This is a genomic window from Nitrospira sp., from assembly GCA_016873435.1.
Taxonomy (GTDB): Bacteria; Nitrospirota; Nitrospiria; order Nitrospirales; family Nitrospiraceae; genus VGXF01.
Map to the genome: position 1 here is coordinate 53,445 of VGXF01000002.1, position 26,860 is coordinate 80,304.

Here is a 26,860-nt window from a genome sequence, read left to right on the forward strand (position 1 = left end):
AGCAAGCAGCCCGCGCCCTTGTCAAGGAAGCGGCAATTGCCTGATGGGAGCGGGAAATCCTTAAAAGGATTCTCGAAAATGACGAGGGTGAAACGCTGGCGGCTGGCTATCCGTGCTTGACTTCGTGAGTCCTTCTCTTAGAGGATGACAGAGGAGTAGGGAACTGCGAAAGGCAAGGGTGCGCGCGGTATGTGGAAACGGAATTTTCTTTTTAAAGCGGCAGAGGCCACGCCGCTAAATCAATCCGAAAACGAGCTCTTTCACGATGCCGAGCCGGCCATGGACAGTGCCGGTATGCAAATGGAGAAGTTCATCTCCGTCTGGGTACAGGGGGAGGGGAAGGACGAGACGCCCACGATGTTTACGAACGTCTATGTCCGGACCGCCACGCTTGATACGGCGCGCAAGACCGGCTTTCTCCAGCCGTTGCAGGGGCGCACGTACCAGATCAAGCAGATGCTGACACCAGGGCAAAAAACCTACCTGAAAGACTGGTTGATCAAGGCCTCTCCGGAGGCCTGGCAAGAGTCTGAAGATCACTTTCGTGATCTGTTCGAGCAAGACTGATGGGAACAGCGCGGAGAACAGGGCTGGTCGTGCTCGGCCTGGTGATGTGCCTGTTGATCGCCGCGCCGACTGCCGTCTCCGCCGCCGCGGTCGACATTTACTACGCGCCGGAGGATCTACCAGGCGAGAAGCTGGTGGCGCTTTACGGCAAGGCCCGCCGGTATATCTTTGTGGCGATCTACAGCGTTACCTACCCGCCGATTGTCAAGGAGCTGGTGGCAGCGAAAAAGCGCGGCGTGGACGTGCGGGTCATTACGGACCGGGCAAAACTCAATGACTCTAAGCAGCAGTCGGCGCTGGAAACTCTGCGACTGGCCGGCATTCCGATTAAGATCAACCGGCATGAAAACCTGATGCACCTCAAGCAGGCGGTTATCGACGATGAACTTAACACCTCCGGCTCGATGAATCAGACCGGCAGCGGTAACCGCTACAACGATGAGCGCTTGGATGTCTTGCACGATCCGGTGACGACGGCCAAGGCGCGGGACAAGTTTCTTGCGATGTGGAAGGATCCATCTCGCTACGAAGACAGGAAGTAATGGAACGGACGGACGTCGTCATTGTCGGCGCGGGCGGGGGTGGGGTTGCGCTCGGCCTTGCGCTGGCACAGAAGGGTATCAAGAATATGGTGTTGGAGCAGGCGCCGGGGCCACCGACCGGCCTGCGAGGGGAACTCCTTCAGCCCAATGGCCAGCAGATTCTGGACCGGCTCGGCGTGCTGAACAAACTGACGGCTGACGCGACACGCTCCGTGCGACGGTTTCATTTTTGCAAGGTCGGTGGCGAAAAACTCTGCACGGCGGATTACGGCACGTTGCCACCGCCCTACAATTGTGCGATCGTCACGCTGCCCAATGCCGTGCACCATGCAATTCTGGGGGCGCTGGAAACGGCAGCCCCCGGCGCGCTCCGTTACGGCACCTTGTTCAGAGGGTTGCGGCGCGAGGGGAATCGTGTCGTCGGCGTCGAGGTTGAGCGTGGAGGACGGCCTGCGTCAATCTCAGCTAGGCTGGTCATCGGGGCTGATGGTGCGTTTTCAAAAGTCCGCGAGGCGCTTGGCATTCCCACAAAGCTGCACCTGTATCGCGAAGGCTATCTAATCGCGATGCTGGATTCGCCGGATGGTTTGGATGAAGGACGGTACTTCGTGGGACGTGGCGAAATCTTGGGACTGTTCCCAGCCGTTGGCCGCAAGGTCTATTTGTTCGACATGATCCCGGCTGGATCAATGGACCAGGTCAAGGCGCAGGGGCTTGACGCGCGGATTAAAAAATGGATTCATGCCGATCCGTCGCTTGCAAACACATTCCGGACGCTCACGGACTGGACACAGACGGCCTACATGCCGACCGGCCGCGTAACAACGTCCTCTTGGGTCGCGGATGGGGCAGTGTTGATTGGGGATGCGGCTCATGCGATGAATCCGCATGTGTCGCAGGGGCGTATGCAGGCGATGGCTGATGCTATGATGCTAGCTGAGTTGATTCCGCGCTGGCTGGCAACGAATGACGTCTCCGCAGCAACGCTACGCGAGTTTGAGCACCGTCGCCGCCCGCACGTGAGGATGTTGCAAAAGCTAGCGGATGAGCAGGTGGTTTTTTGGAATACGGCCAACCCGCTTCTGGCGTTTCTGCGTAACCGCGTCTTCCAGACGCTGGATCGGAACGCGCGGCTGCGGTATCGGGTGTTGGCAACGACGGCCGGCTTGCGGGAAACTGCGCCGTTCAGCCTGTTTGGCCGCTTGATCGCCGCAGGGTTTCTGCCGGATTTGTTTGCCAACCGGGTGGAACATGGCTGAGATTCCTGAATCGGTCCGCGCGCTGTTGCGGCCCTGGGTCGTCCAAGCGCAGAAGCTCTTTGGCGAGTCGCTTGAAGCAGTGATTCTCTACGGCAGCGCGGCAGGTAGCGAGTATCTGCCGGGGCGGTCCAACATCAATCTGCTGCTGCTGTTCACAAAGTCGGAGCCGGGCCTGCTTGCGCAATATGCCGTGCTGCACAAGAAACGCTGGCAGAAGGAGCAGATCGTCGCACCGCTGATCCTGACGAAGGCCGAATTGCAGGCGTCACTGGCCCTGTTTCCATTGGAATATCTCGAGATCAAGGAGCAGCATATTCTTCTGGCAGGCCGTGATCCTTTCCCTGAGTTGCGGATCGACGAGACGAACCTTAAGCTTCAATGCCAACAGGAATTGCGCGGGAATCTGTTGCGGCTGCGGCAACGGTTCGTGGAAGGCGGCGGAACAACGGAAGCGATGGCGATCCTGATCCCCCTTTCGCTGACAGCGGTGCTGCCCTGTCTGCGTGGGTTGCTGCGGGTGGCCGGGCGCCAGCCGGAACGGTCGGTTGAGGCTGTGATCGAGTCGGCGCGGCGCGAACTGGGTGTCGAGATGTCCGCACTGCACGATGCGCTCAAGCTCAAGCGCGGCATCATGAGCCCTGGTCCATTGGAGATGCCACGGCTGTTCGAACGCTACGAGGCGGTGCTGCGGACGCTTATAGACACGGCGGGCCAATCGTGAGTGTTTCCGTACGACGCTATCCTGTGGGTTTCCTGCTTTTTGTGCTTGGCACGTGGTGCGTGGTTCTTGGTACAAATGTTTGGGGCCGGCCTCAAGACAGCCCACAGTTGCCAAGTCCGATGGGCTACGTCAGCGACCATGCGGGCGTCCTTGCGCCCGATTGGAAGGAGCGCATCCGGTCAGTCTGTCAGGACCTCGAGCGGAAGACCGGCGTGGAAATGGTCGTCGTCACGGTACCGTCAGCGAAGCCCTATGCCTCGGCACAGGAATATGCGGCGGCGCTCTATCAAAAATGGGGTATTGGCTCTGCGCAGAAAGAGCATGGCGTGCTCGTGCTGGCGGTCATTGATAGTCGAAAGGCGACGGTGACGCTAGGGAAAAGCATGGTGCCGGTCATTACGCCGGCAATCGTGGAGGAAGTTAGCAGCCAGTATCTGGAGCGGGCCTTTGGGAACGCGAAGTTTGAGGAAGGACTCTACCGAGCGGCTGTGGCAATCGCCTCCGCCTCGCAGGACGTAAAGGCGGCTGAACCGTCGAAGCATAAGTTAAAAGGCTTTGGCGTGTTTCTCACGGCCACGATGAGCTTCGGGGCGCTCTGGTTTCTCTGGTGGATCAGCCGGCCGGACCTGCGGCATCCCTATGGCCGAGTGCGCCGCGGCGAATATTGGGGTAGTGGTCGGGGCGGCTTCACCGGCAACTTCGGCGGCTTCGGGGGTGGAATGAGCGGAGAAGGGTTGCGATAGCCGGAGATAGTTCCTCCCCCTGCACGCTTGACCAGAGCGGGTTCCATCTAGGGCTGCGCCACCATCCTCTTGGTGGGGTCCACGGCGCGGGCGAGGAATGCTATAGGTCCATGGTGCGGAATCGTACCAAGCACGGCGTGCAGCCTGAGCAGTGTGCGGATCCCCAGGCACGCCGACACCGGAGGGGCGCCAAAATTTACTTAAGTGATACTTTAGATAGTATTACGAACGTCTTGAATGAAAAGTAATCTTCTAGCCGATAGCGTAGACGCGGGGCAATTTGGTCATCTCGTAGTGGCGTGGTTTGACGGGATGGCCTAACAAACGACAAGAGGGTAGTGCGGACATCCTATTGCCCCGCCGGTGCCTTGTGGGCGGCGCCGATGGCGTCGAGGCCGGCCTGAGCGCAGGCGTCGTCCAAATGGGTTCCGGGCGCGCCGCCGACGCCGATTCCTCCGACCACCTCATTGCCGATCTGAATGGGCAGCCCTCCGCCAAGCATGAGAATATTTTCGTTCATTTTTCCTAGTGAATGCAGGTGCGGGGCTTTGACCATGAGTTCCGCCCACTCGCTGGTGGCCCGTCCCGTGCTGCTGGCCGTGTAGGCTTTTTTTCGGCTGCTGTCCACTGTGTGAGGGCTGGCTCCGTCGCCGCGCAGTTGTACGCGGATGCCGCCGGCCTTGTCCACGACGGCTGCCGTAACCTTGTAGCCATCCTTCGCGCATTTCTCCACGGCCACGGCTGCGGCTTTCTCGGCCAGCCGCATCGGCAGGACCGCTTCGCGCGGAAGATCTTCCGCGACGGCCACGGTTGGGCTGTGCAGCAGGCCGATCACGGTAAACAGGCTCAGCCACTTGAAGGATTCCATCGTTAACTCCTTGTGCGTATGGGAACCGGACGGTTTTCGTCCAGGTCTAACATGTCTCCCCAGGTGGTGATGTCGGTGCGGGAGGGATCGATCGCGTTCACCTGCCCTCGATGGTAGGCACGCTGGTCGTCCGTAGCTGGCTTGGAATTGAGAAATTCTTGGTTCCACCGTTCGATCGCCTCGGCGCTATGAGGTTTTGCCGTTTCCTTGAACCAGTCGGCCACGGCTTTGTCGTCCTTGGCGCCGCGGACGATGGCCGTGAACTGACCGGCCTCGATGCCAGCGAATTCCAAAAGTCGTTGATCCAACGGGCAGGGGTACTTGTATTCGCCCTGCGTGCCGGCCAGCACCGCGCGGCATTTGTCGATCATGCGCGCGAGATGGGTATAGCCGGCCATTTTCTCGCGAGGGCTGCGCGGATAATTTGTGCGAAGGTCCATCGGTTGCCCTAGAGCATCTTGTGATTGGCGAACGTGAGCGACTTCACTGCCACTTCGCCGTTCTCGTAGGAAATGATCCGACGGGAGGCTGGAAGATCAGAGGCATCTACACGCACGTGCGTGTCCGTGAAGCTCTCCGTGTTCGTCAGCTTGCCGTCTTTGGTCGAGTAGTAATAGACCGTGTAGCGGGTGGTGAGGAGTTTGTTCTCCTTCGTGACCATGCTGTCTTCAACGTTGATCGTGAAGCCGAAAGGCGGCCCGCCGCCATGGCCCATCTTGCGGTTGATCTGCGTGATGCGGCCATCCTTGACTCGATAGAACGACTGCATGCCGTCCCCATTGATGAAGAGCTTGGGGCCCATCGGATGATTGAGGTCGTCGCCTAGCGTGAGGGCATACTTGCCGTCCGACTCCTCGAAGCTGCGTGGGCCACGATGCACGGCGATCATGCCGATCTGGTTTTCGGCCCACTTCTGGATGTCGCCGTCCGGCAGAGAAACGGTCAGGTCGCGTGGACCCTTCACCGTAAGGCCACCTTTGACTTCCTTGCCGTTCATGTTGACCGTTAGGTCGGCCGTGAAGCCCTTAAAGTTGGCCTGCCAGCGGGCGGTATTTTCAAACGCTTTGCGAAGAGCTTCGCGAGCTTTGGGGTCGTCTTTGACTTCTGGCGCCGGGGTGGCTTGCATATATGCTCCTTATGCAGAAGGTTGAAAAAGGCTTCCAGCGGTGTTCAGGCTCGCGCAAGGCCGCAACGTACCGAAAAGCGTACGCGGACCCGTTCGCTCGCGGCGGCCGCGCGGGCGGCCGTTTGGAACATGCCGGAGAGAAACCCGAATGAGAAGATTATAGCGGCTGCTTTTCAGGAGGACAATGAGTGTTTTAGGTCCACACGCTAGGCATGCTCATCGCATACCGTGGGCAAGCGCCGGAGGGGCAACCGTTGCGTTCAAAAGGGTGGAGCTCCTCCGCTTAAGCAGCGTTTCTCCGCAGCCGTGGCAGTGTGTGTCCTTGCAGTCACCGACCTGTCCGGCCATGGCACCGGCATAGCCATACCGCAAGCCGCTCGTCTGGCTGATCGCGATGGCACGGAGCCGTGCACCCGCCGGGGTGTTGTCGGCGCGGTCAGTTTTTCGTTCATTCAATCTAGCGGTGGAAACAGGCTCAGAGAGGCGGTTTCAAGAGCGGGTTAGTTGGCCGTACAAAGGCAATAAGTCTTTATATTTCAATAATTTATATCGGCATGTAGAAAAAATTGTCACAACTGAAAAAATCTCTGTAAAAAACCGTAAATTCCTTTGTTATGAGAGGGCTGCACGATATAATGCGTACGTCGGAAAGCAGTACATCGTGCAGGATGCTCCGTAGAAAGGTTGCAGCAATGGAACGACGAGCGGCATCGCATACCGAGGAAGAAGAACTGAATCAGCGGCGGCGCCTGTTGAACTCCGCCCGCAAAGGGGATCCGAAGGCGATCAATAAGCTGTTCGAGCTCTATCAGGTGCGTGTCTACAGCGGGGAGAGCCTTGGCCGTTCCGGCCGTCCGTCTGCCGCGGCATTTCACCGTCCGCCGCTGCGCGTGGTGCGGAAGCGCATGGCGCGGCGTTCCCCCCGGAAAGTGACCCGTGCGGCGCGCCGCGCGGCAACCCGCAAGGCCGTGCGGCGGGTGGCGCAGCGGCATCGCTCCGTGCGCCGCGTCGCGCATCGCTAGCCCGTCCGTAGCCTGTTTCTCACGACACATCCAGCGTGACAGCGGATCGCTATTGTACAGCGACCCGCAGTCCGCCGTGCCCCAATTTCGCGGCGATTTTTTCCGCTGTGTCCCGCGCGCCTTCGAAAACCACCGCGCTGCCTTGGTGGTCGATTTTCCAGGCGAGTTCGAACGCCTTCTGTGGCGTCATGCCGGGGATGGCGGCGCAAAACAACTGGATGACTTGCTGATAGGTGTGGCAGTCGCAGTTGTAGACGATGACCTTGGCTTCCAGTCCGTCCCCCGTGCCGGTCCCTTGCTCTTCAATGGTTTCCGGTGTGGCGTAGGTGGTGGGGGATTCGACCATGGTGACTTATTTTACCGCAGCCTCAAAATTCTGTCAGTATCCGTCCCGGTTGAGGAGATGATTCTCCAACGAAATTCCCTCCCGTGTGCAGGCGCGCTCGAGTAACTGAAAATGCACCGGTGAATCCGTGACGGCCTCGAGCTGGTGCTGCCGGCACAGGCGGATCGTATAGGCCAGCGCCGCCGACGTTTTGACCAGCGCCAGGACATATTCGTATTCGTAACTCTCGTCTGGTGACGGGACCCGGCTGCAAAGCGTCTGCAGCCGATCGACCGAGCAGGCATGCATGGCGCGAGCTGGTTCTAGTAGGCGCAGCAGCACCGAGGGGCCTGGAGCCGTCGCCTCGCCGATCGCCATGCTGTGTGAAAGCTCGAACAGGCCGCGCTGGAACCGGCGGTCGTCGCGTAGGCCGTTGTGAAAGCGGGTGCGCCATGATGAATCGGCCAGGTCCCGGTCGACGGCGGCCGTAATCTCGGCATCCAGCGGTCCGCTTACTGAATAGCCCTGCACGATGCGGCCTGCCGTCACGAGCTGGGGATGAAACTGTCCCATACGGTCGTTGTAGGCGGTGGTGCCGCTCATCGGCGTGAGTTGCAGGGCCATGTAATCGCGAAAGTGAATGGCAGCATAGTCGTCGAGCAGTCGCGCGAGCGTCTGTTTGTGGCAGAGATGGAAGGGATAATACAGCGCGCGGGAGGAAGGAGTGGAGGAACTCGTCAAACTTTGTCCATATCGATGACCTCGGTCGCATCCCACAGGTTCTTCCACTCGGCGTCGGCTAACGCCTTTTCCTTGTCCTCCGGGGTTTCTTCACCGAGGTCCTTTGGGTGGGCCGAGGGCTGTTCAGCGGCAGACGGAGCCTGGGCTGCCGGTTTCTTCAGCCGTTTTTTGGGGTCCATGTTGACGGGCATCGGCAGGTCCTCACGCAACGGGGGGCCTCATTCCTACGCCACACCCGGTTCTTTGTCAAGAATGTCAGGCCACTGATTGACTCACATGAGCGCGGTTGTTAGAGTGCCGACCATCCCCAAGGAGGCACTGACGTGGAAGCCAATCCCTGGTATCTCGACCCGTACGTCGTCTGGCCGCTGTTTCCGCTGCTGATGCTGATCGTCATTGTGTGCCTCACTTGGGCCATGGTGCGCGTAGTGCGTCGCGCGCAAGGCACGACGGCAGTCTGTCTGCAGGCGGCCGCGCTCGTCTGTTATCTGCTGGCCGCCATGGCGGCGTTGGCCAGCGAGGCGCGTCTCATGCCGGACTTCATCCACCGGCCCTTTTCGCTGCTGGTGCAACTGGCCATCGCGCTGGCGCTCTTTCATCTGTGGGGGAAGGATCGTTTGATGGTGGCGCTGAACAGTGTTGCCTGGGCTGCCATTCTGGCCGACACCGCCTTGCATTTTATATTGCATCGCTGATAGCTAGATCAGTTCTACGGCTACTGAATCCGCGTAGTGGCGTCCCGCCTCGGTGAGTTTAATTCGTCCGCTCCGTTCTTCCAGCAGACCCTGACGAATCAGCCGTTCGCGTGATTGGGTGTGCTCGGTGCCCTGTGGCAAGAGGGCCAGATCGAGGCCCTCAACCAGACGAAGACCGAAAACCAACCGCTCGCGCTGGCGCTGCTCCGGGCTGAGCGTTTCGAAGCCGGTACTGGGCAGACGGTCGGTCTCGATGGCCTCGCAGTAGGATGGCAGATCGTCTACATTGCCAAACCGTTGACCGTCGAGATAGGACTGCGCGCTGGGGCCGAGTCCCAGATAGTCCTGCCCCTGCCAGTAGAGCAGATTGTGCCGGCAGGCGAAACCCGGCCTGGTGTAGTTGGAAATTTCGTAGCGCGTGAAGCCGGCCGCTGTGAGCTGTCGGGCAGCTGCATCCTCCATCTCGTTTTGCAGGGCCGCGTCCGGTTCAATCGCGTCGCCACGGCGCACGGCAATGTGGAATTGTGTTTTCTCCTCAATCGTGAGCGCATAGCAGGACACATGAGCTACGTCCAACGCGAGAACGGCCTCGAGCGTCACGAGCCAGCCGTCCAGCGTCTGCCCCTGCAGGCCGTAGATCAAATCCAGATTGATGTTGGCGAATCCGGCGCGGCGGGCCATCGCGATGGCTTCCTGCGTCCGATTGCCGGACGTGCGGCGACCGATCTGTACCAGTTCCTCGTCGTTCATCGACTGGGCGCCAAAACTGATTCGGGTGACACCGGCATCTGCCAGCTTCCGCAGGCCATCTTCTGACACCGTGTCCGGATGGGCCTCGACGGTGATCTCTGGATCAGTCCTGGTGCCGAAGGCGTCGCGAACGTCCCCGAGAATCGCGACGAGCTGCTCAGCGGTCAGTGTGGTCGGTGTGCCACCGCCGAAATAGATGGTGTCGAGCTGGCGACCGCCCAATGCCCGCTGCTCCGCGTGGAGGCGGATTTCTCGCGACACGGCATCGAGATAACGCGCCGCCCAGTCGTCCCGGTGAATTTGCAAGGAAAAGGCGCAGAAGTGGCAACGCGTGCGGCAGAAGGGGACATGAACATAGATCCCGACGGTCATGGCATTATCATGCCAGGGAGCGATTGGAGAAATCCTTGATCATGGCGATTTCGATCTCATCTTGCGGCGAGATGCCGCGGTTGCGGACGTGGACAGTCCAGGCCGAGTGCTGCCGGAGAAAGTCGAAGATCAACTTGGTCAACTCCGGCTTCATCCGCTTTTCCCAATCCTGCGCCCAGCCATGGTTGTCCTCGTCGCCGTCGTAATCCTCAGGGAAGTTAGCTTCCATGTGGAATTTGAAGATAAAGGTCTTGTCTTCCTGATACATGAGAACCCTCGCTCGTTGCGAACGGCTGGCGTGCTGTCTATAATGGAGATGCCTTACGGAAGGACCCTATGCCTATTTTCGAATATCTCTGCCAGAAATGCAATCACCGGTTCGAGGTGCTCGTGCAGGGGGTGGCCGCACCGGCCTGTCCCTCGTGCAAGGGGACGAAGCTTGCTAAGCAGTTTTCGCCGTTTGGCGTTGGTGCCACCGGTGATTGGACGTCGTCAGGGGGATCGGGTCCGTGCGGAAGCTGTGGCGATCCCCGCGGGGCCGGCTCCTGTTCCATGAACTAACCAATGCGCTGCGCAACGAGGTTTCAGTTCTCCGTTCTCAGCCGGCAGTTTCGAAACCGCTAACGGAATACTGGCCACTGTGAACTTATGAAAATTGAGTGCAGCGAGCAGGGTCTACAGCGAGCCATCAGCACCATTTCACAATCCGATCCGCTTATTAAACTCTTGCAGGAAGTCCGGCTGGGCCGCATGAAGGTGGCCGATCCGGGCCTGCGTGTCATCACCGAATCCTGGCTGGGCACCTACTGTCAGGCGTTGGAGATCCCCGGCCTCACGCGTGCCGCGCTGCTCCGGCTTGATCCGGCTCCGCGCGTGGATGTGCTGGTGGCCGCCGGAGTGTTATCGGCCGACCATGCAGCTATTGCCTCGCTCAAAGCGACCTTTCAAAAGGTTCTGCTCGCTGCGCCGTCGGCGAACGGCGGCCAGGTGCTGTGATGCTTGCGGGCCATGCTCTGACGAAGCTGCGCACAGACGGCGGAGGTGGAAATGGCCCTGCGGGATTCGGGCGTTCCTTTTGGGGCCATCGGTAGGATTTGGGCCATGCAGCCGGTGACGATTCAAACACCCGAAGAGATCCTGGCGCTCCTTGCCGATGTCGCGCTCCGCGGCAAGGGTTTTACGAGCGAATGTCTGCTCGATTACGTGCTCGACGAAGGTTTCACGGAGCCCATCTACTGCAACGCCAGCGGCGAGGACCCCGATGCCTTTTACCGGGGCCAGCCGAATGCCTGGGCAATCTACCAGGTCCGTGAGTGGAAACGCGTGCTGACGGTTTCGGGCGGCCCCGGAAAAGAGCGTCGTGTCCAAATCACCGAAACGCCGTAGCGCGCAGATAGCGCGAAGTTCAGAGGGCAAGCTCGAAAAATGCAATCGTCAAAAACCATGTGGCTGGTGATTGCAGGAGTCCTGGTGTTGTTGGGTGGCAGTGCGCTCCTACGCGCCTGGCCGGTCATCAACATTGTCGAGACGGGCCGGACGCCAGAATATCCGGACATCCAGCCACGTCGCTACGCGGAACGGAAGGCGCGCGTACACGAAGCCGCGCACCGGGCGATAGAATCCCTGCCGCGCTGGACGCTGGTTTCGCAGGATGCGGCGCAGGGCGTGATTCGCGCAGTGGTCACGAGCCGGCTGTTCCGGTTCGTGGACGACGTGCAGATTCGGATTGAGGAAAAGGATGGCGGCGCGATCATCAATGTCCGGTCCGCGTCCCGCGTAGGGAAAAGCGATTTCGGTCAGAACGCCCGGCACATCCGGTCGCTGTTTGAGGCCATCGACAGGCAGTTGGAAACGAAAGCGGTGTCCTGAAACTTATCGGCCCTGCGGGGAGGGCAGTGAGGCGGCAGGTGGCGTGTCCTTGGCCTGTGGGCGTGTCCGGCTGCCCTGGTACCAGCCACCGATGAGTTCGTCCTCCTCGAAGTACAGATAGTGATGTTTCACTTGCGAGGAGCTGGGCCAATCTTCAAAAATCCATTCTTCGCGCCGGATACCGTCCTTGGTATAGCTGACATTAATTGTATAGGGCGAGCCCCAGGCTTCCAGCACTTGCTGTTTGGTCATGCCGACCATGACTTCGCCGCGGGCGATGTGCTTTTCAAAGGTCGGGTCCAGTAGGCGCGGCAGAAACCGGAAGGCCAGCATGGCGAGTAGAAACAGCGCGAAGCCGATATAAATGGTGATCCGCACCGGCTTCCGGCACAAAAATGGTGTGCCGGGGGCGTCGGGCGATTGCACGAGCGTTGAATCGGATACGGACATGGCGACAGTCTAGCAACCGCTTCAAGAAACAATCAAGCCGCACTAATCGGCATATCGGGGCACGGGAATTTTCTTCGCTGGCTTCGCGGGCGGCGGGAGCCGGGCAAACTCCTTTGAGAAGGGATTCATGATCGGCTGGTGCGTGTGGCGTTGGCGGTCGCGCACTAGTTGCACGCTCTGCACGCTGATTTCCATCCGGTCGACCGGCGCCTGTGGCGTGAGATATTCAGGCAGTCCTTGCAATGCGTACATCTGAAAGGCCAGCGACCAGTCCTGCTTTTCACGGCCGGGTTCCCGTACGATCGCGCGGGCCTGCGCCGAGGGTGTACCGGCGAATAGCAGTACCATAACATTGGAGCGGAAGGTTGGTGCGGTCGGCTCGACCGGCGGCTTGAACTCCGGGACCAGCAGGGCAATCTTCGATAGCGGCACCGGCGGACTGAACTCGACATCCACGAGGTTGACGGTCATTGTCGGCGTTTCAGCGAGATCGTCCGGATCAGTCACATAGGCAAACGAATAGCGCACGTCGGTCCCATCGCGCTTGTAAGTGTAGACATCCTCGCCGTTCTGCGGCCCCACCTGCTTCTTGTAGGAATTTTCCCAGTCGGTAAACGCATAGTAGCGGTAAAACCGAAGCGCGGATTTCTTGTCGCGCACCGCCTGCGGGGGGCCTAATTTTGCGCGCACCTCGGTCTGCGTCAGCCCCAGAAACCCGTCTTGAAAATAGGGTGCGGCGGATGCCGGAGGAAGAGGCACTGTGGCAAGCAGAATTCCTGCGGCCAGGAGCGCATACACTACGCACTGAGGGATGAAGGTGCGCATCGAGTGTTCCACGTCGATTGCATCCTAAGGTCCATCAAAAATCTTGTCAATTGCCATGCCTTGCGTGATGGCGGTCCATCCCGTATGATGAACGATCCATTTTCAATAATTGCAAACAGATCAGAGGGTTAGGACGCGCGCTATGAAGTCAGTCGGTGTCAGATCGAGTGTGGCGGAGCTTGAAGCACTCGTCCGCAAACGTATCGTCATTCTGGACGGGGCGATGGGGACGATGATCCAGAAGCACAGGCTGGATGAGGCTGCCTTCCGCGGGAAGCTGTTCGCCCGGCACTCGCACGACCTGAAGGGGTGCAACGACCTGCTCTGCCTCACGCAGCCGGACATTATCGAGGGGATACATCGGCAGTATCTGGATGCCGGCGCGGATCTCATCGAAACGAACACGTTCAACGCGACATCCATTTCCCTGGCTGACTACAAGCTCGAATCAGTGGCCTATGATCTAAATCTCGCGGGGGCGCGCGTCGCGCGCAAGGCAGCGGATGCAGCGATGGCGAAGGACTCGTCGCGCCCGCGCTTCGTGGTCGGCGCCATGGGGCCCACGAACCGGACGGCGTCGCTGTCGCCGGACGTGAACAATCCCGCCTACCGGGCAGTGACCTACGATCAGCTCGTGGCGGCCTACACGAGTCAGATTCGTGGGCTCGTGGACGGGGGGGTAGACGTCCTGTTGTGCGAGACGGTGTTCGACACGCTTAATTTAAAGGCCGCGCTGTTCGCCATCGAGGACTATTTTGAAGCAAGCAGTACGCGCCTACCGGTGATGGTGTCTGTCACCGTGACGGACAAGAGCGGCCGGACGCTGTCCGGGCAGACGATCGAAGCCTTCTGGAATTCCATTTCGCACGTACCGCTGTTTAGCGTGGGGATCAACTGCGCGTTGGGCGCAAAGGAAATGCGCCCGTACCTGGAGGAGCTGGCGCAGATTGCGCCGGCCTATATCAGTTGCTACCCGAATGCCGGCCTGCCGAACGCCTTTGGTGGCTTCGACGAGACACCGGCAGTCATGTCTGGTGACTTGCAAGAGTTTGCCGCCAACGGGTGGGTAAACATCGTCGGCGGCTGCTGTGGGACGACGCCGGAGCATATCCAGGCGATCGCGGCCGTCGTGCGTGACCGCGCGCCGCACGTACCGGCGAAGCCGGAGCCCTGCACGCGGTTGAGCGGGCTGGAGGCAATGACAATTCGGCGCGAGGCGAACTTCGTGAATGTCGGGGAGCGGACAAATATCACCGGCTCGCCGCAGTTCGCCAAGCTGGTCCTTGCCGGCACCTACGAAGCGGCGCTGGGCGTGGCCCGGCAACAGGTTGAGGGCGGGGCGCAGATCGTTGACGTAAACATGGACGAGGGCCTGCTCGACTCCGAGAAGGCCATGACGACGTTCCTGAATCTGATCGCCTCAGAGCCAGACATTGCCCGCGTGCCGATCATGATCGATAGTTCCAAGTGGTCGGTACTTGAGGCGGGGCTCAAGTGCGTCCAGGGCAAGTGCATCGTCAACTCGATCAGCTTGAAGGAGGGTGAGGCGGCCTTCATCGGACAGGCCAGGCTGATTCGCCGCCACGGCGCTGCCATGATCGTCATGGCTTTTGACGAGCAGGGACAGGCGGATACGCTCGAACGAAAGATTGAGATTTGCCGGCGCGCCTACGACATTCTGAAGAATCAGGTCGGAGTTCCTCCTGAGGACATCATCTTCGATCCGAATATTTTAACGGTGGCCACGGGGATCGAGGAGCACAACAACTATGCCGTGAACTTCATCGCGGCCACGCGCTGGATCAAGGCCAATCTGTCGGGCTGCAAGGTCAGCGGCGGGGTGAGTAATATTTCGTTCTCGTTCCGCGGGAACAATGTGGTGCGCGAGGCCATGCACGCGGCCTTTCTCTATCACGCGGTCAGAGCCGGTCTCGACCTGGGCATCGTCAATGCAGGGCAGCTCGCGGTCTATGAGGAAATCCCAAAAGATTTGCTCACGCTGGTCGAGGACGTACTGCTGAACCGGCGGCCGGATGCCACGGAGCGGCTTGTCGCTTTTGCCGAGACGGTGAAGCAGCAGGGCAAGACCGTCGTGAAGGACGAGGCCTGGCGAAAGGGCACGGTTGAGGAGCGCCTGTCGCATGCGCTGGTGCAGGGCATTACCGATTACATTGAGGCTGACGTTGAGGAGGCACGTACGCAGTACGCCAAACCACTTCACGTCATCGAAGGCCCGCTGATGACCGGGATGAACGTTGTGGGCGATTTGTTCGGTGCGGGCAAAATGTTTCTGCCTCAGGTCGTCAAAAGTGCCCGCGTGATGAAAAAAGCGGTGGCCCAGCTCCTGCCGTTCATGGAAGCGGAGATGAAGGCATCCGGCGGCAGCCGGTCGCACGGCACCATCGTGCTTGCGACAGTCAAGGGCGACGTGCACGACATCGGTAAAAACATCGTCGGCGTCGTGCTCGGGTGCAACAATTACGAGGTCATTGATCTCGGAGTGATGGTGCCGTGCGAGAAAATTCTGAAGACGGCAAAGGAAAAGGGCGCGACGCTGATCGGTCTGAGCGGACTCATCACGCCTTCGCTCGATGAGATGGTTCACGTCGCGAAAGAAATGTCACGGGAGGGCTTCGCCGTGCCGCTGCTGATCGGTGGCGCCACGACGAGCAAGGCCCATACGGCGGTGAAGATCGCACCGGCCTACGAGCAGCCGGTCGTGCATGTGCTGGATGCGTCGCGCGCAGTCGGCGTGGTCGGGCAACTGATCAGTAAGGACCAGCGCACACCGTTTGTTGAGAAAGTCCGCCAGGAACAAGCCGACATTCGGACGACGCACGACGCTCGGCAGGCGAAGACGACGCTGCGCACACTGGAGCAGGCGCGAGCGAACCGGACAGTCATCGACTGGAAGCCAGCGGACGTGCTAAAGCCTGCGTCCACGGGTCTGCGGACGCTCGACGAGTTTCCGCTCGCCCAGCTCGTCCCGTTCATCGACTGGTCGCCGTTCTTCCATACGTGGGAATTGCGAGGACGGTATCCCCAGATTCTGGATGATCGCACGGTCGGGGGAAAGGCCGCTGAACTGTTCCGTGACGCGCAGACATTGCTGACGGAGATCGTTGGGGGCAAGCTCCTGACGGCCAGGGGGGTGTACGGGTTCTTTCCGGCCAACAGTGTCGGTGACGACATCGAAGTTTATACCGACGAGTCGCGCAACACAGTGCTGACGACCTTCCGCACGCTCCGCCAGCAGGCGGAGAAGCCGGCCGGGCAGCCGAACCAAGCGCTGGCGGATTTCATCGCGCCTAAATCCTCTGGGGTGGCCGATCATCTGGGTGCCTTTGCCGTCACGACCGGTATCGGGAGCGAGATCCTCTGTGCGCGATATGAGAAAGATCATGACGATTACAATTCGATCATGGTCAAGGCGCTGGCGGACCGTCTGGCCGAGGCCTTTGCCGAATGTTTGCACAAGCAGGTACGCGACGAGTGGGGCTACGGTAAAGACGAACGGCTGTCCAACGAGGATCTGATCCGTGAAAAGTATCGCGGCATCCGTCCGGCTGCCGGCTATCCGGCCTGTCCGGATCATACTGAGAAGCGCCCGCTCTTTGATCTGCTGCAGGCCGAGAAGCAAACGGGCATCGCGCTCACAGAAAGCTACGCTATGTTCCCGGCCAGCTCCGTGAGCGGGCTCTACTTTGCGCATCCACAGGCGAAGTACTTTGCGGTCGGCCGCATTGGGCGTGATCAGGCGGAGGACTATGCCTGCCGCAAGGGCGTATCCATCCATGACATCGAACGGTGGCTCAGCTCCACTTTGGGCTATGAACCAAGGGCCTGAGGGCTCGAGTCCCTCCTGTTATGTGGGCGTTCCCCCAGTAACTGGTTCTTTTGTGCCTGCCAAGTCTCTGGCGGTACGCAGGGTGCAGTGATGCTCTGCGCGAACGCGGTCGGACACGACCGCTTGATCCCACAGCAATGCGTATCGGCCGGAACTATTTTCCCTCGCCACCTCTAGGGGCTGGGGCGGGCGGTACTCCTGAATTTAGCAGGCAGAGAGCAGAAGAGTCGCCGCCTCGCTAGGGCGTGACGCATAAATTTTCCGTGGCAGACTATTGACGCTCCTAGATCGATCAACTGCTGCTCGGATTGATCAAAATTGTGCAGGCAGTGGCGCGTTCCCTCGCAGCGACTAATGCATGGCAGCAGCGCGCCGGACCGGCCGCCTGCACCATCGATATGGTGCTGAGTAGCGAGGAGCATCGCCGCGCCGAGACATAACGGGCAGTTGAAACTCCTACTTTATATTTTCCAGTCAGCCCGCTTTTTCTTCCGTTCCCTTGGAGTTTCCTTTATAATCAGGCCTGTATGAAAAGGAAAGCATGACCCCCGGGGCGCCCCTGCAGCGGTTCGACGGCCGGAAGAAGGACGAAGTCCGTCCGGTCAAAATCACCCGCCATTTTATCAAGCACGCGGAGGGCTCGGTGCTGATCGAGATGGGCGGGACGAAAGTGATCTGCACCGCCTCGGTTGAGGAAAAAGTCCCGCCCTTTCTCAAGGGCAAAGGCTCCGGCTGGGTCACGGCCGAGTACGCAATGCTCCCGCGCGCCACGCACGAGCGCACGCCGCGCGAAGCGGTGAAAGGCAAGCAGGGTGGGCGGACGCTGGAAATCCAGCGGCTCGTGGGGCGGGCCTTGCGCTCTGTGACCGATATGACGCAGATGGGTGAGCGGAGCATCTGGATCGACTGCGACGTGATCCAGGCGGACGGTGGCACGCGCACGGCATCCATCACCGGCGCCTTTATCGCGCTGGCGGATGCGCTGGCCGTGCTAAAAAAAAAGGAACTGATCAAGAAGCGGCCGCTGACGGATTATCTGGCGGCAATCAGCGTCGGACGCGTGGGCGGCGAGGTGCTAGTGGATCTGGCCTACGAGGAGGATTCGAAGGCTGAAGTGGATATGAATCTGGTGATGACCGGCCGCGGGCGCTATGTGGAAGTGCAGGGCACGGCGGAGCGAGTCCCCTTCGACAAGCAGGATTTCGACGATTTTTTGGCGCTTGGTTGGAAGGCGATCAAGGGGCTGGTCGAACTCCAAAAAGATTTGATTGGCGAGCTGGAGTAGGCGGAGAAGGACGTCATTCGTAATTCGTCATTCGGGGAAAGACGCTGGATAATTTTTCTCGCGAATAACGGTTAATGAATAACGACTAACGATTGCTCAAGGAACTCGTGCTCGCCACGCAGAATAGAGACAAGGGGCGTGAGCTGGCGGCGCTGCTGGGCGATCTGGGCATCACGATCCGAACGCTGAAGGAATTTCCGGATGCGCCGGAGGTGCAGGAAGATGGCGCAACCTGCGAGGCAAATGCGATCAAGAAGGCCCGGGCCATCGCGGACTATACGAAGCTGCCGGCAGTGGCTGACGATACGGGCCTGATGGTGGACGCACTGGGCGGGAGGCCCGGCGTGCATGCCGCCCGGTACGCAGGGCAAAAAGCGACCTACGACGACAATTGTCGTAAGTTGCTCCAGGAACTCAATGGGGTGCCCCGTGCCAAGCGCAGCGCGCGGTTTGTGACAGTGGCGGCGCTGGCCCGTCCGGGCGAGAAACGCGTGACGGTACTCGATGGCGCGCTAGAGGGCGAAATCGCGGACGCGCCGGCTGGAACGCAGGGATTCGGGTACGATCCAGTGTTCTTCGTGCCCGATCTCGGCAGGACGTTAGCCCAGTTGACGCCGGATGAGAAGAATCGCATCAGCCATCGGGGGCGGGCGTTTGGGAAACTGAAAGAGTTTCTGAAGTCGCTATGAAATACGAACGAGCAGCAATCGTATTTGGCGTAGGATTGTAGCGTTTGCGGGATGGGGTAGCGAGAGCCTGTCGGCTAATGCCACTGCCGATGCTCGAGCTATGGATCGGGGCGTAGCGCAGCCTGGTAGCGCGCCTGCTTTGGGAGCAGGATGTCGGAGGTTCAAATCCTCTCGCCCCGACCACTCCTCACGTCGCGTGTGGGTATTGTGAGGAGAGTGTAGGTTTCGTTCAGCGCAGCTACCGGTATCGTTGGCACTTGCACGTCCCGCGCAGTCGTCGTTTGGCGCGACTGAAACATCCTGGCATATTCCCTCAGGCAGTGCCGCGCCAGGTCCACCGACAGGCCGTGGCGTTTGAGCACGAACTAAGGTGTCGCGGTTCGACAGGGTTGCGCCCGTAGCTCAGTTGGATAGAGCACGAGCCTTCTAAGCTCGGGGTCGCTGGTTCGATTCCAGCCGGGCGCACCACCGGCTCCCCCTTCAGTGAACGCAGGCCGCGTTCGTCGCCAGCGGTTGATTCGCGTGCGAGGCGGGGAGTATGGTGACGGCCTGAGATGGCACGGAAAACCGCGGTACGGACACGGACTTCGTCGCGCCGGCCGGTGCTCCCAGTGACGGCTGCTGACAAGCGGCGGTTCCAGCGTCGGCTGCTGAGGTGGTACGCGCAACACGGCCGCGATTTGCCATGGCGGCGCACATCTGATCCCTACAAAATTCTCGTCTCTGAGGTGATGCTGCAGCAGACGCAAGTGGATCGTGTCATTCCCAAGTACCACGAGTTTCTTGACCGCTATCCCTCCTTTGAATCGCTGGCCGGGGCGAAGCCGGACGAGGTCAAAAAGACCTGGTATCCGCTCGGCTACAACATCCGCCCGCTCCGCCTGCACAGCATCGCGTGTGAGACGGTTGCACGGTACGGCGGCCAGCTGCCGCGCGATCCTGACGACTTGTTGTCGTTTAAGGGGATCGGCCGGTACACGGCGGGAGCCATCCGCTCCTTCGCATTCAACGAAGATGCGCCGATTCTGGATACCAATGTCATGCGAGTGCTTCACCGTGTGTTCATGAGGACCGGCAATCCCAAGAACCGGAAAAATATTTTGTGGGCCCTGTCGGAGGCGTTGATTCCAAAGGGACAGGGGTACGATTTCAATCAGGCCTTGATGGATTTCGGTGCCATGATCTGCACGGCCCGCGACCCCTACTGTCTCCTGTGCCCCATGAAGGATTTTTGCAAGACCTATCCGTACGATGGGAGCGGGAAGGGGTAAGGGGTCAGGAGTGAGGCGTAAGAACGATCGCAAGCGGGCCGTACTCAATTCCTCGCCCCGTCCGCCGCACTCCTCACCCGTTATTCAGGTGGCGGCCGGTCTGATCTGTCGGCAGGGGCGCTATTTGATCGCTCGGCGCAAGGCGGACACGCATCTCGGCGGCCTGTGGGAGTTCCCCGGCGGTAAGCGCGAAGCGGACGAATCCCTGGAGGCCTGTCTGTTTCGCGAGCTGCGCGAAGAGTTGGGTGTGGACGTCATGGCGCCGACTCTCTTGCGCACGATCCGGCACGACTATCCGGGCAGGACGGTCGAGCTGCATTTCTTCCGCTGCGCGATCAGGCGGGGCAAGGCGCAGCCGTTGGACTGCGATGAGATTCGCTGGGTCACGCCGAAGGAAATGTCGGCCTACGAATTTCTGTCGGCGGACCGTGCTTTGATCGAGGCGCTTCAACATCCGTAAGGAGCGAGGAATGCAGCGTACGGTGTGCGGAGAGAAGTCGCAGGGGCTATTGCTCCTCGCCCCGTACCCCGAATACCTGATGAGTCATCCATGAAAGTTGTACTCGATATCGAGACAGTCCAGGCGCCGCGTGAAGAGTGGGCGACACTTGTGGGGGTGCCGGTGGGCACGCCTGATGCGTCCGGTAGGGATGATCTCTTCGAGCACGCGGAGGCAGCTCAGCGGCAGCGGGCGGAAGACGAGCAGTATGAAAAGTCGTCCTTCGATGGGACCTACAGCCGGATCGTCTGCATTGGCTTGATCGTGCTGACCGATGCCATGGAGGCGCATGGCGCCGTGTCCTGGTATGGTGCGAACGAAAAGGAACTGCTCCGGCAGTTCTGGGGGAAGCTGGGGCAGATCAGGCCTGCCCTCTATATTACGCACAACGGACTCGGATTCGACCTGCCGTTTCTGAAAAAGCGCTCGATCATCCATCAGGTCAAGCCGACGAGCGACATTTCACTGGTGAAATTCAGGACCGAACCCGTCTACGACACAATGGCGATCTGGTCCAACTGGGACACGCGCGGGTGGGTCAAGCTGGACGTGCTGGCGCGGGCGCTCAACGTTGAGACAAAATCGGGTAGCGGCAAGCAGGTGGCCGAGATGTGGGCGAAGGGACAAGGGAGGGCGATCGCCGACTACTGCCTGCAAGATACCTACGTGACCTATGCCTGCTACTGCAGAATGAATTTCCGTGAACCCCTGTCGCGGCAGGTCGTATTGCTGAACAAGGAATTGATTGATGTCGGGTGACGTCAGGGGGTGGAGTTATTCTTCGACTTGGGACTGCCTGTCTTTGATTGCTGCTCGTTCAGCTGCTGCTTGATCTCCTGCAATTCCTTCTTGAGCGCTTCGACATCTGCAGCTCGGGCAGCCGGCGGATCGGCTGGTGTGGCTGGGCTTGTGATGGCCGGTACCGGCGTCGGAGCGACCGGCTGTTCCGGCAGTCTGGCCAGCAGGTCGTAATCGAGGACCAGCGTGGGAAACTCGGCCTCTCCCAAGCGGAAGGCTTCCGGCCGTTCTGCCTCCCTAGGGACGAACTCGAGTTTGCGGCCGGTCAAGCCGGTGCGGTCGACATACTGGCGGTTGGGCCCATCAATCCGAGACCGGGGTTGAATCCCAGATCGAAACTGCGTCAGGTGGATGTGCAGCGAGCGGCCATGGACGAAGAGGGCCCCCGAGGTGATTTCTTCGGGCGCTGTGGTTGTCGGACCCGGAGGGGCCTTGGCGGCGCTCTCCTGCCGTAGATCGGGCAGCGGGTCCGCCTGGTTGAGTCGGAATGCGACTTGCTGCCCGGGGGAGGCCTTGGCCAGCGCGATGGAGATCCAGGGGGCGAAAAAATCCGCTTCCTCGTCAGAAAAGGCGCGCACCGGCTCGGGACGGGAGCCGAACAGGAACTGCAACGTGCTCCTGTCGTCTCGCACTTGGATCCCGCGCAATGCCTTTGCGATGACGCCCGCCTCGATCGTGACGGGATGCGTGGCTTGAAGGGGCTTGGTCCGGATCGGTTCCAAGAAGATGGCGCCGCGAGGGCTGTCGTGAATCGCCGGTCCGGCGGGGGGCGCTGACGCGCATCCGGTCGCGATGAAGCAGGCGAGCAGGATGGAAGCAGACCGGACCGGTATTGCGTGAACGGGTCGCATGGCGGCCGTAGTCTAGCACAAGACGGTGGCAGGGAGAGCCCAAACTCGGCCTGCAATCAGTTATTGACAGTATGTTCGCGAATTGGTACAAGTACCCCCGTTTGGTATTACGACTGGGGAGGGACAACGGCGTCCGCGTTCCCCGGCCTTGAAGGGACATTGACGTCCTTTTGGTCCATGAAGGACCAGGAGGGCGTTTTTTTTTGCCTGTCACCCCAGCAAAGCAGGATCGAGCGGGTGATTCTGCTTGGGCGGGCGTGACGACGAACGAAGCAACAAACTGAGCGAACGAGCAATGGGAGGGTGCGGACATGGAAGTATGGCAGACAGGTAAGGGAAGGGCCGCGCGGCGTGCGGTGGCTGCCTGGGCGATCATGGCACTGTTGATGGGGATGGCGGCCGCGCCGTCCAGCGCCCATGCGGACGGCAAGATCAAAAGCGACGATCCGGATAAGTGGATCAGCCTGGGACTGGGAATCAAGTCATCGTTCGCCGCCCAAGAAAATGGGGCGGCGAATGGCAGGGGCTACAGCAACCGATTCGGCATTGACTTCCAGCGTTTTTATCTAAACGGGTCCCTCAACAAATATCTCAAGTTCGAGGTCAACACCGAATGTTTCAACTGCCCCGGCTCCATCAACGGATTGGGTTCGGGGGGTAATACCGCCTCGCGGACTGGCACCACGGCCAATTTCTACGGCGGGAATTCCACGCTCGGCTTGCTCGATGCAATCGGCAAGTTCGAGTACAGCCCGCAGATCAATCTCTGGGTCGGACGCCTACTGGTGACAGGCGAGCGCGGCGAACTCAACGGTCCGTTCTATATGGCGCTCTACGACGGATTCAAGACGCCGTTCAACTCCGCGGATTTCAGCGGGAACTTCGGCAAGGGCGGAGCCGGACTCTACGGCCGCGACAACGGCGCGGTGTTTTGGGGGGAAGTCAACCCAGGGGGCAAGCAGTTGCAATACAGCCTGGGGGTGTACACGGGACTACAATCAGCGAGCGGAGTAGGCCCCAACCAACAGGGCAGCCTGATGTATGCGGGACGGTTGACCTACAACTTCCTGAACCCGGAGAAGAATCCTGGCTACTACACCAGCGGGACTTACTATGGGAAGGCTGGCGATATTCTCGCGCTGGGGGTCGGGGCGAACCATCAGAAGGACGGCGCCGGCACGTTTACCGCCAAGTCCGATTTCACCGCGTTCATCGCGGACCTCCTGTTCGAGAAGGTGCTTCCGAACGACGGCGTGCTCACGATCAACGCGGAGTACAAGGAGTATTTCGCCAATTACAACAAACAACGTGCGTATAGCGGCGGCTCCGCGGCAGACGGCTGCTTCTGTATGTTCGATGGTCACTCCTTTACTGCGTATGCGTTATATCTGTTACCGGACACGGTGGGGGTTGGGAAATTCCAGCCCTATGGACGGTATACCTGGGTTCAGCCGAGCGAGAGCAGTACACGGAAGGAAACGGAACTCGGCGTGAACTACATCATCGACGGCCACAACGCGCGCGTGTCAGCCTTCTGGCAGTATGGCGATCTCGCCACCAAGGCCCTGAACTACGCGCCCACGGCGACAGGGGAGCAGGTGCATAGCCTCAAGCTGGCCTTGCAGCTCCAGTACTGAGCTTGCCGGGGACGACATTATGAACTAAAGCCGCACACCTGTTGCGTGTGCAAGGAGTCTGAGATGAAATCAAGTCCTGAGTCGACAAAATCTGATCTCGTGAAAAACGCAGTCGAGACAACAATGACCACAGCGGCCGGCTCGTCGCGCCGCGAGTTTCTGGCGCAAAGCGGGCGGGTCGTGGCGGCGGCTGGGGTCGCTTCGCTGCTCGGCAACCTGGGCGGATGGGCGTTGTCTTATGCCGCGGACAAGGAGCCGATCAAGATCGGCATCCTGCATTCGCTCTCCGGGACGATGGCGATCAGCGAAGTCTCGCTGAAGGACGTTGTGCTGATGGCGGTGGAGGAGATCAACGCCAAAGGCGGCGTGATGGGCCGGAAAATCAAGCCTGTTGTCGTCGACCCAGCGTCCAACTGGGATCTCTTTGCTGAGAAGGCCAAGCAGTTGCTCGTAGTGGACAAGGTGGCTGTGGTGTTCGGCTGCTGGACCTCAGTCAGTCGGAAGTCCGTGCTACCGGTCTTCGAGAAGAACAATGGACTGCTCTTCTATCCGGTGCAGTACGAGGGCGAGGAGTGCTCCCACAACGTGTTTTACACTGGGGCAGCGGTGAACCAGCAGGCGATCCCGGCAGTGGAATATCTGATGAGCAAGGAAGGCGGTGGGTACAAGAAGTTCTACTTGCTCGGCACGGACTACGTCTATCCGCGGACGACGAACAAAATCCTCCGCGCGATGCTGTTGGCCAAGAAGGTGCCGGCTGCCGACATCATGGAGGAGTACACGCCATTCCATCACCAGGATTACCAGACGATCGTCGGGAAGGTGAAGAAGTTTGCGGCCGGCGGCAAGGCGGCGGTGATCAGCACGATCAACGGCGACAGCAACGTGCCGTTTTATAAGGAGTTCGCGAATCAGGGCCTACGCGCGGAAGACGCCCCGATTATGGCGTTCAGCGTAGCGGAGGACGAGTTGCGTGGTATGGACACCACCGCGCTGGTCGGACATCTGGCCGCGTGGAACTACTATCAGAGCGTGGACACGCCGCAGAACAAAAAGTTCGTGGCCGACTTCAAGGCTTACTGCAAGAAGAACAATCTGCCAGATGGCGAGAAACGCGTCACTGACGATCCAATGGAGGCGGCCTACTTCGGTGTCCATATCTGGAAGCAGGCGGTCGAGAAGGCTGGCTCAACCGAGGTGGACAAGGTCCGCAAGGCAGTCTATGGAAGCAAGTTCCTCGCGCCGGGCGGCGAAATCAAGATGGACGAAGCCAACCATCACACGAACAAACCGGTGCTGATCGGTGAAATCCTGAAGGATGGGCAATTCAAGATCGTGTCTCGTTCGAAGGGTCTCGTGAAGCCGGAGCCCTGGAGCGAGTACACCAGCCCTGATAAAGGATGCGACTGGATCGGTCACCAGGGAACCTATCAGAAGAAGGCATGAATGGGTGAATCACGACTTTCGGAGGGAATGCTCCTCCGGAGTCTGATCGGTCTAGTTCTCGTCTGCTTCTGCTGGGGGACGGAGATTGCAGCAGCGGAGGGGCCACGGGTCAAACCGGCGGCCCCTCCGGTGTCTTTAATCGACCAGGCGCTGGCCGACCTGTCAAGCGAGGACCAGTCCACACAAGAAGCCGCCGTGCTGTTCCTGAGCGAGCGCGGCGACCCGTCTCTGCTTCTGAAGCTCGAAGCAATCCGCGACAGCGCCGACCGGTCCGTCCGACTGGCCCTCAAGCCACTCATGGACCAGCTCAAAAATCGCATTAATCTGTCCAGTCCCGATGTGGATCAGCGCCGCTCGGCCGCGGCCGACCTTGGGAGCGCAGGCAAGCCGGGTGCAATTCCTTGGCTTGAGGCCGCCCTTGAAAACGAGCCGCATCGCTGGGTGCGGTATGCGATCGAAGAATCCATCGCGCTGCTCCAGCTGGCCTCTACGAATCCAGATGACCAAATCACCGCCGCGACCAAGCTCGGCGAGCTGCGCAGCCAGAACGCTGTGCCGGCCCTGAAGGAACTACTCCAGCAGGGGAGTGACGGCAGCGCGACCGCACAGCACCAGGCGGTCGCGAGCGCGGCGCGCGCCGCCATCGAGCAGATCGATATCTGGGCTTCCTGGGCCGGCGCCTTTGAGACGATCTTCCGCGGCATCAGTCTCAGTTCCATTTTGTTAATCATGTCGCTCGGGCTGGCCATCGTGTTCGGCCTCATGGGCGTCATCAACATGGCGCATGGGGAGCTGATGATGGTCGGCGCCTACGCGACCTTCGTTACGCAGGAATGTTTTAAGGCCTATCTGCCGCCGGGCGCCTTCGATTATTATTTTCTCGTCTCCATGCCGGTGTCGTTTCTGGTAGCGGCCGTGTTTGGTTTGATTCTCGAGGCCACGGTCATCAGCTTTCTCTACGGGCGACCGCTGGAAACGATGTTGGCAACCTGGGGCGTGAGTCTCGTGCTGATTCAGGCCGCGCGCGTCTATTTCGGCGATTTGACTTCCGTGGTGGCGCCAAGCTGGCTGAGCGGCGGCGTGCAGGCCATGGTCGGCGTCTATCTGCCATATAATCGGATTTTTATCATCCTACTCTCGATTCTCTGTGTCTGTGGGATTTATTTTCTGCTCTTCCGGACCGGCATCGGCCTGCGCGTCCGCGCGGTGACGCAGAATCGCGACATGAGCTCCTGTCTCGGCATCCCGACGAGAAAAGTGGACGCGTACACCTTCGCCTTTGGGTCCGGCCTTGCGGGGGTCGCTGGCTGTGCGCTGACGCTGATCGGCAACGTCGAGCCGGGTCTGGGGCAGAACTACATCGTGGACTCGTTCATGGTCGTGGTGACTGGGGGAGTCGGCAAGTTGATGGGAACGATCGTGGCGTCGCTTGGCATCGGCGGCTTAAACAAGCTGCTCGAGCCGAGCTTTGGCGCGGTCTATAGTAAGGTGCTGATCCTTGTGCTTGTCGTTGTCTTCTTGCAGCGTCGCCCGTCCGGATTATTTACTATTAAGGGCCGTCATGCTGATACCTAACCTGACGTATCGCGCTGCTTGTGCGGCGTCGCTTGCCTGCGCCGGGTGGCGCCTCACGCCTTTCGCCTCACGTCTGGCGAGGTAGGT

General features: G+C 60.0%; 31 protein-coding genes and 2 tRNA genes. 22 read left to right on the plus strand and 11 right to left on the minus strand.

Features of this window, described 5'->3' with window-relative positions; genetic code table 11:
- Positions 1 to 189: 189 nt before the first annotated feature.
- The 5 genes from FJ248_01900 (at position 190) to FJ248_01920 (ending at position 3,832) form a co-directional block, all read left to right on the plus strand.
- Positions 190 to 567, plus strand: a complete 378-nt coding sequence (locus tag FJ248_01900) for a hypothetical protein (protein ID MBM4119641.1) — start codon at positions 190 to 192, stop codon at positions 565 to 567.
- A complete protein-coding gene (locus tag FJ248_01905; GenBank protein MBM4119642.1) occupies positions 567 to 1,109 on the plus strand; it encodes a phospholipase D family protein in 543 nt (180 codons plus the stop codon). Before FJ248_01900 ends, FJ248_01905 begins: the two co-directional genes overlap by 1 nt.
- The gene (locus tag FJ248_01910; protein ID MBM4119643.1) at positions 1,109 to 2,368 is read left to right on the plus strand and encodes a monooxygenase; all 1,260 of its coding nucleotides are present in this window, start codon (positions 1,109 to 1,111) and stop codon (positions 2,366 to 2,368) included. The genes FJ248_01905 and FJ248_01910 overlap by 1 nt, the downstream gene beginning before the upstream one ends.
- Complete coding sequence (locus FJ248_01915; protein ID MBM4119644.1) at positions 2,361 to 3,089, plus strand: hypothetical protein; 729 nt, start codon at positions 2,361 to 2,363, stop codon at positions 3,087 to 3,089. Before FJ248_01910 ends, FJ248_01915 begins: the two co-directional genes overlap by 8 nt.
- Positions 3,090 to 3,196: 107 nt before the next feature.
- Entirely contained in the window at positions 3,197 to 3,832 is a 636-nt protein-coding gene (locus FJ248_01920; protein ID MBM4119645.1) for a TPM domain-containing protein, read from the plus strand.
- Positions 3,833 to 4,181: 349 nt separating this feature from the next.
- Here FJ248_01920 and FJ248_01925 read toward each other — a convergent pair whose 3' ends face one another.
- Genes FJ248_01925 through FJ248_01935 form a run of 3 tightly spaced genes read right to left on the minus strand, consistent with a single transcriptional unit; the run spans position 4,182 to position 5,826 of the window.
- Entirely contained in the window at positions 4,182 to 4,700 is a 519-nt protein-coding gene (locus tag FJ248_01925; protein ID MBM4119646.1) for a heme-binding protein, read from the minus strand.
- Between the two features lie 2 nt (positions 4,701 to 4,702).
- A complete protein-coding gene (locus FJ248_01930) occupies positions 4,703 to 5,140 on the minus strand; it encodes a DUF5069 domain-containing protein (protein ID MBM4119647.1) in 438 nt (145 codons plus the stop codon).
- Positions 5,141 to 5,148: 8 nt separating this feature from the next.
- Positions 5,149 to 5,826 (minus strand): DUF3386 family protein, encoded by a 678-nt coding sequence (locus FJ248_01935; GenBank protein ID MBM4119648.1) that lies wholly within the window; start codon positions 5,824 to 5,826, stop codon positions 5,149 to 5,151.
- Between the two features lie 692 nt (positions 5,827 to 6,518).
- Here FJ248_01935 and FJ248_01940 point away from each other — a divergent pair.
- Positions 6,519 to 6,848, plus strand: a complete 330-nt coding sequence (locus tag FJ248_01940; GenBank protein MBM4119649.1) for a hypothetical protein — start codon at positions 6,519 to 6,521, stop codon at positions 6,846 to 6,848.
- 49 nt (positions 6,849 to 6,897) lie between these two features.
- On the opposite strand, the gene FJ248_01945 is transcribed toward FJ248_01940, so the two are convergent.
- Genes FJ248_01945 through FJ248_01955 form a run of 3 tightly spaced genes read right to left on the minus strand, consistent with a single transcriptional unit; the run spans position 6,898 to position 8,105 of the window.
- Positions 6,898 to 7,194 carry an adaptor protein gene (locus FJ248_01945; protein MBM4119650.1) on the minus strand — a complete coding sequence of 99 codons (297 nt, stop codon included), beginning with the start codon at positions 7,192 to 7,194 and terminating at the stop codon, positions 6,898 to 6,900.
- A gap of 33 nt (positions 7,195 to 7,227) precedes the next feature.
- Positions 7,228 to 7,914, minus strand: a complete 687-nt coding sequence (locus FJ248_01950) for a hypothetical protein (GenBank protein ID MBM4119651.1) — start codon at positions 7,912 to 7,914, stop codon at positions 7,228 to 7,230.
- The gene (locus tag FJ248_01955) at positions 7,911 to 8,105 is read right to left on the minus strand and encodes a hypothetical protein (protein MBM4119652.1); all 195 of its coding nucleotides are present in this window, start codon (positions 8,103 to 8,105) and stop codon (positions 7,911 to 7,913) included. Before FJ248_01955 ends, FJ248_01950 begins: the two co-directional genes overlap by 4 nt.
- 132 nt (positions 8,106 to 8,237) lie before the next feature.
- Between FJ248_01955 and FJ248_01960 the strand changes: the two genes are divergently transcribed.
- Positions 8,238 to 8,609 (plus strand): hypothetical protein, encoded by a 372-nt coding sequence (locus tag FJ248_01960; GenBank protein MBM4119653.1) that lies wholly within the window; start codon positions 8,238 to 8,240, stop codon positions 8,607 to 8,609.
- A gap of 3 nt (positions 8,610 to 8,612) precedes the next feature.
- Here the strand turns inward: FJ248_01960 and hemW are convergent, their stop codons facing one another.
- Complete coding sequence (hemW, locus tag FJ248_01965) at positions 8,613 to 9,731, minus strand: radical SAM family heme chaperone HemW (GenBank protein ID MBM4119654.1); 1,119 nt, start codon at positions 9,729 to 9,731, stop codon at positions 8,613 to 8,615.
- A gap of 7 nt (positions 9,732 to 9,738) precedes the next feature.
- Complete coding sequence (locus tag FJ248_01970; protein MBM4119655.1) at positions 9,739 to 9,999, minus strand: hypothetical protein; 261 nt, start codon at positions 9,997 to 9,999, stop codon at positions 9,739 to 9,741.
- 68 nt (positions 10,000 to 10,067) lie between these two features.
- On the opposite strand from FJ248_01970, the gene FJ248_01975 reads away from it, so the two are divergent.
- The 4 genes from FJ248_01975 (at position 10,068) to FJ248_01990 (ending at position 11,600) form a co-directional block, all read left to right on the plus strand.
- On the plus strand, positions 10,068 to 10,292 hold the full coding sequence (locus FJ248_01975) for a zinc ribbon domain-containing protein (GenBank protein MBM4119656.1): 225 nt from the start codon (positions 10,068 to 10,070) through the stop codon (positions 10,290 to 10,292).
- Between the two features lie 87 nt (positions 10,293 to 10,379).
- A complete protein-coding gene (locus FJ248_01980) occupies positions 10,380 to 10,727 on the plus strand; it encodes a hypothetical protein (GenBank protein MBM4119657.1) in 348 nt (115 codons plus the stop codon).
- Positions 10,728 to 10,832: 105 nt separating this feature from the next.
- Positions 10,833 to 11,117, plus strand: coding sequence for a hypothetical protein (locus FJ248_01985; protein ID MBM4119658.1), 285 nt, complete (start codon positions 10,833 to 10,835; stop codon positions 11,115 to 11,117).
- 39 nt (positions 11,118 to 11,156) lie between these two features.
- Positions 11,157 to 11,600, plus strand: coding sequence for a DUF1499 domain-containing protein (locus FJ248_01990; GenBank protein ID MBM4119659.1), 444 nt, complete (start codon positions 11,157 to 11,159; stop codon positions 11,598 to 11,600).
- Between the two features lie 3 nt (positions 11,601 to 11,603).
- Here the strand turns inward: FJ248_01990 and FJ248_01995 are convergent, their stop codons facing one another.
- Positions 11,604 to 12,050 carry a hypothetical protein gene (locus FJ248_01995; GenBank protein ID MBM4119660.1) on the minus strand — a complete coding sequence of 149 codons (447 nt, stop codon included), beginning with the start codon at positions 12,048 to 12,050 and terminating at the stop codon, positions 11,604 to 11,606.
- Between the two features lie 42 nt (positions 12,051 to 12,092).
- The gene (locus tag FJ248_02000) at positions 12,093 to 12,887 is read right to left on the minus strand and encodes a hypothetical protein (protein MBM4119661.1); all 795 of its coding nucleotides are present in this window, start codon (positions 12,885 to 12,887) and stop codon (positions 12,093 to 12,095) included.
- A 130-nt stretch (positions 12,888 to 13,017) separates the two neighbouring features.
- Between FJ248_02000 and metH the strand changes: the two genes are divergently transcribed.
- The 8 genes from metH to FJ248_02040 all read left to right on the plus strand — a co-directional run bounded on the left by metH (position 13,018) and on the right by FJ248_02040 (position 21,225).
- A complete protein-coding gene (gene metH, locus FJ248_02005; GenBank protein MBM4119662.1) occupies positions 13,018 to 16,722 on the plus strand; it encodes a methionine synthase in 3,705 nt (1,234 codons plus the stop codon).
- Between the two features lie 559 nt (positions 16,723 to 17,281).
- Positions 17,282 to 18,007 (plus strand): ribonuclease PH, encoded by a 726-nt coding sequence (locus FJ248_02010; GenBank protein MBM4119663.1) that lies wholly within the window; start codon positions 17,282 to 17,284, stop codon positions 18,005 to 18,007.
- 92 nt (positions 18,008 to 18,099) lie between these two features.
- Positions 18,100 to 18,696, plus strand: a complete 597-nt coding sequence (locus FJ248_02015; GenBank protein ID MBM4119664.1) for an XTP/dITP diphosphatase — start codon at positions 18,100 to 18,102, stop codon at positions 18,694 to 18,696.
- Between the two features lie 106 nt (positions 18,697 to 18,802).
- Positions 18,803 to 18,879 (plus strand) — tRNA-Pro (locus FJ248_02020).
- A 208-nt stretch (positions 18,880 to 19,087) separates the two neighbouring features.
- Positions 19,088 to 19,164: transfer RNA gene (locus tag FJ248_02025), tRNA-Arg, on the plus strand.
- An 86-nt stretch (positions 19,165 to 19,250) separates the two neighbouring features.
- Positions 19,251 to 19,967 (plus strand): A/G-specific adenine glycosylase, encoded by a 717-nt coding sequence (locus FJ248_02030; GenBank protein ID MBM4119665.1) that lies wholly within the window; start codon positions 19,251 to 19,253, stop codon positions 19,965 to 19,967.
- Positions 19,948 to 20,427, plus strand: a complete 480-nt coding sequence (locus tag FJ248_02035) for a (deoxy)nucleoside triphosphate pyrophosphohydrolase (GenBank protein ID MBM4119666.1) — start codon at positions 19,948 to 19,950, stop codon at positions 20,425 to 20,427. The genes FJ248_02030 and FJ248_02035 overlap by 20 nt, the downstream gene beginning before the upstream one ends.
- A 90-nt stretch (positions 20,428 to 20,517) precedes the next feature.
- Positions 20,518 to 21,225, plus strand: a complete 708-nt coding sequence (locus tag FJ248_02040) for a hypothetical protein (GenBank protein MBM4119667.1) — start codon at positions 20,518 to 20,520, stop codon at positions 21,223 to 21,225.
- Positions 21,226 to 21,227: 2 nt separating this feature from the next.
- Here FJ248_02040 and FJ248_02045 read toward each other — a convergent pair whose 3' ends face one another.
- Entirely contained in the window at positions 21,228 to 22,115 is an 888-nt protein-coding gene (locus FJ248_02045) for a hypothetical protein (protein MBM4119668.1), read from the minus strand.
- Positions 22,116 to 22,426: 311 nt separating this feature from the next.
- On the opposite strand from FJ248_02045, the gene FJ248_02050 reads away from it, so the two are divergent.
- The 3 genes from FJ248_02050 (at position 22,427) to urtB (ending at position 26,773) form a co-directional block, all read left to right on the plus strand.
- On the plus strand, positions 22,427 to 23,752 hold the full coding sequence (locus tag FJ248_02050) for a hypothetical protein (GenBank protein ID MBM4119669.1): 1,326 nt from the start codon (positions 22,427 to 22,429) through the stop codon (positions 23,750 to 23,752).
- 123 nt (positions 23,753 to 23,875) lie between these two features.
- Positions 23,876 to 25,198 carry an urea ABC transporter substrate-binding protein gene (gene urtA, locus FJ248_02055; protein MBM4119670.1) on the plus strand — a complete coding sequence of 441 codons (1,323 nt, stop codon included), beginning with the start codon at positions 23,876 to 23,878 and terminating at the stop codon, positions 25,196 to 25,198.
- Complete coding sequence (gene urtB, locus FJ248_02060) at positions 25,199 to 26,773, plus strand: urea ABC transporter permease subunit UrtB (protein MBM4119671.1); 1,575 nt, start codon at positions 25,199 to 25,201, stop codon at positions 26,771 to 26,773. It abuts the gene before it with no gap.
- The last annotated feature ends 87 nt before the right edge of the window (positions 26,774 to 26,860 follow it).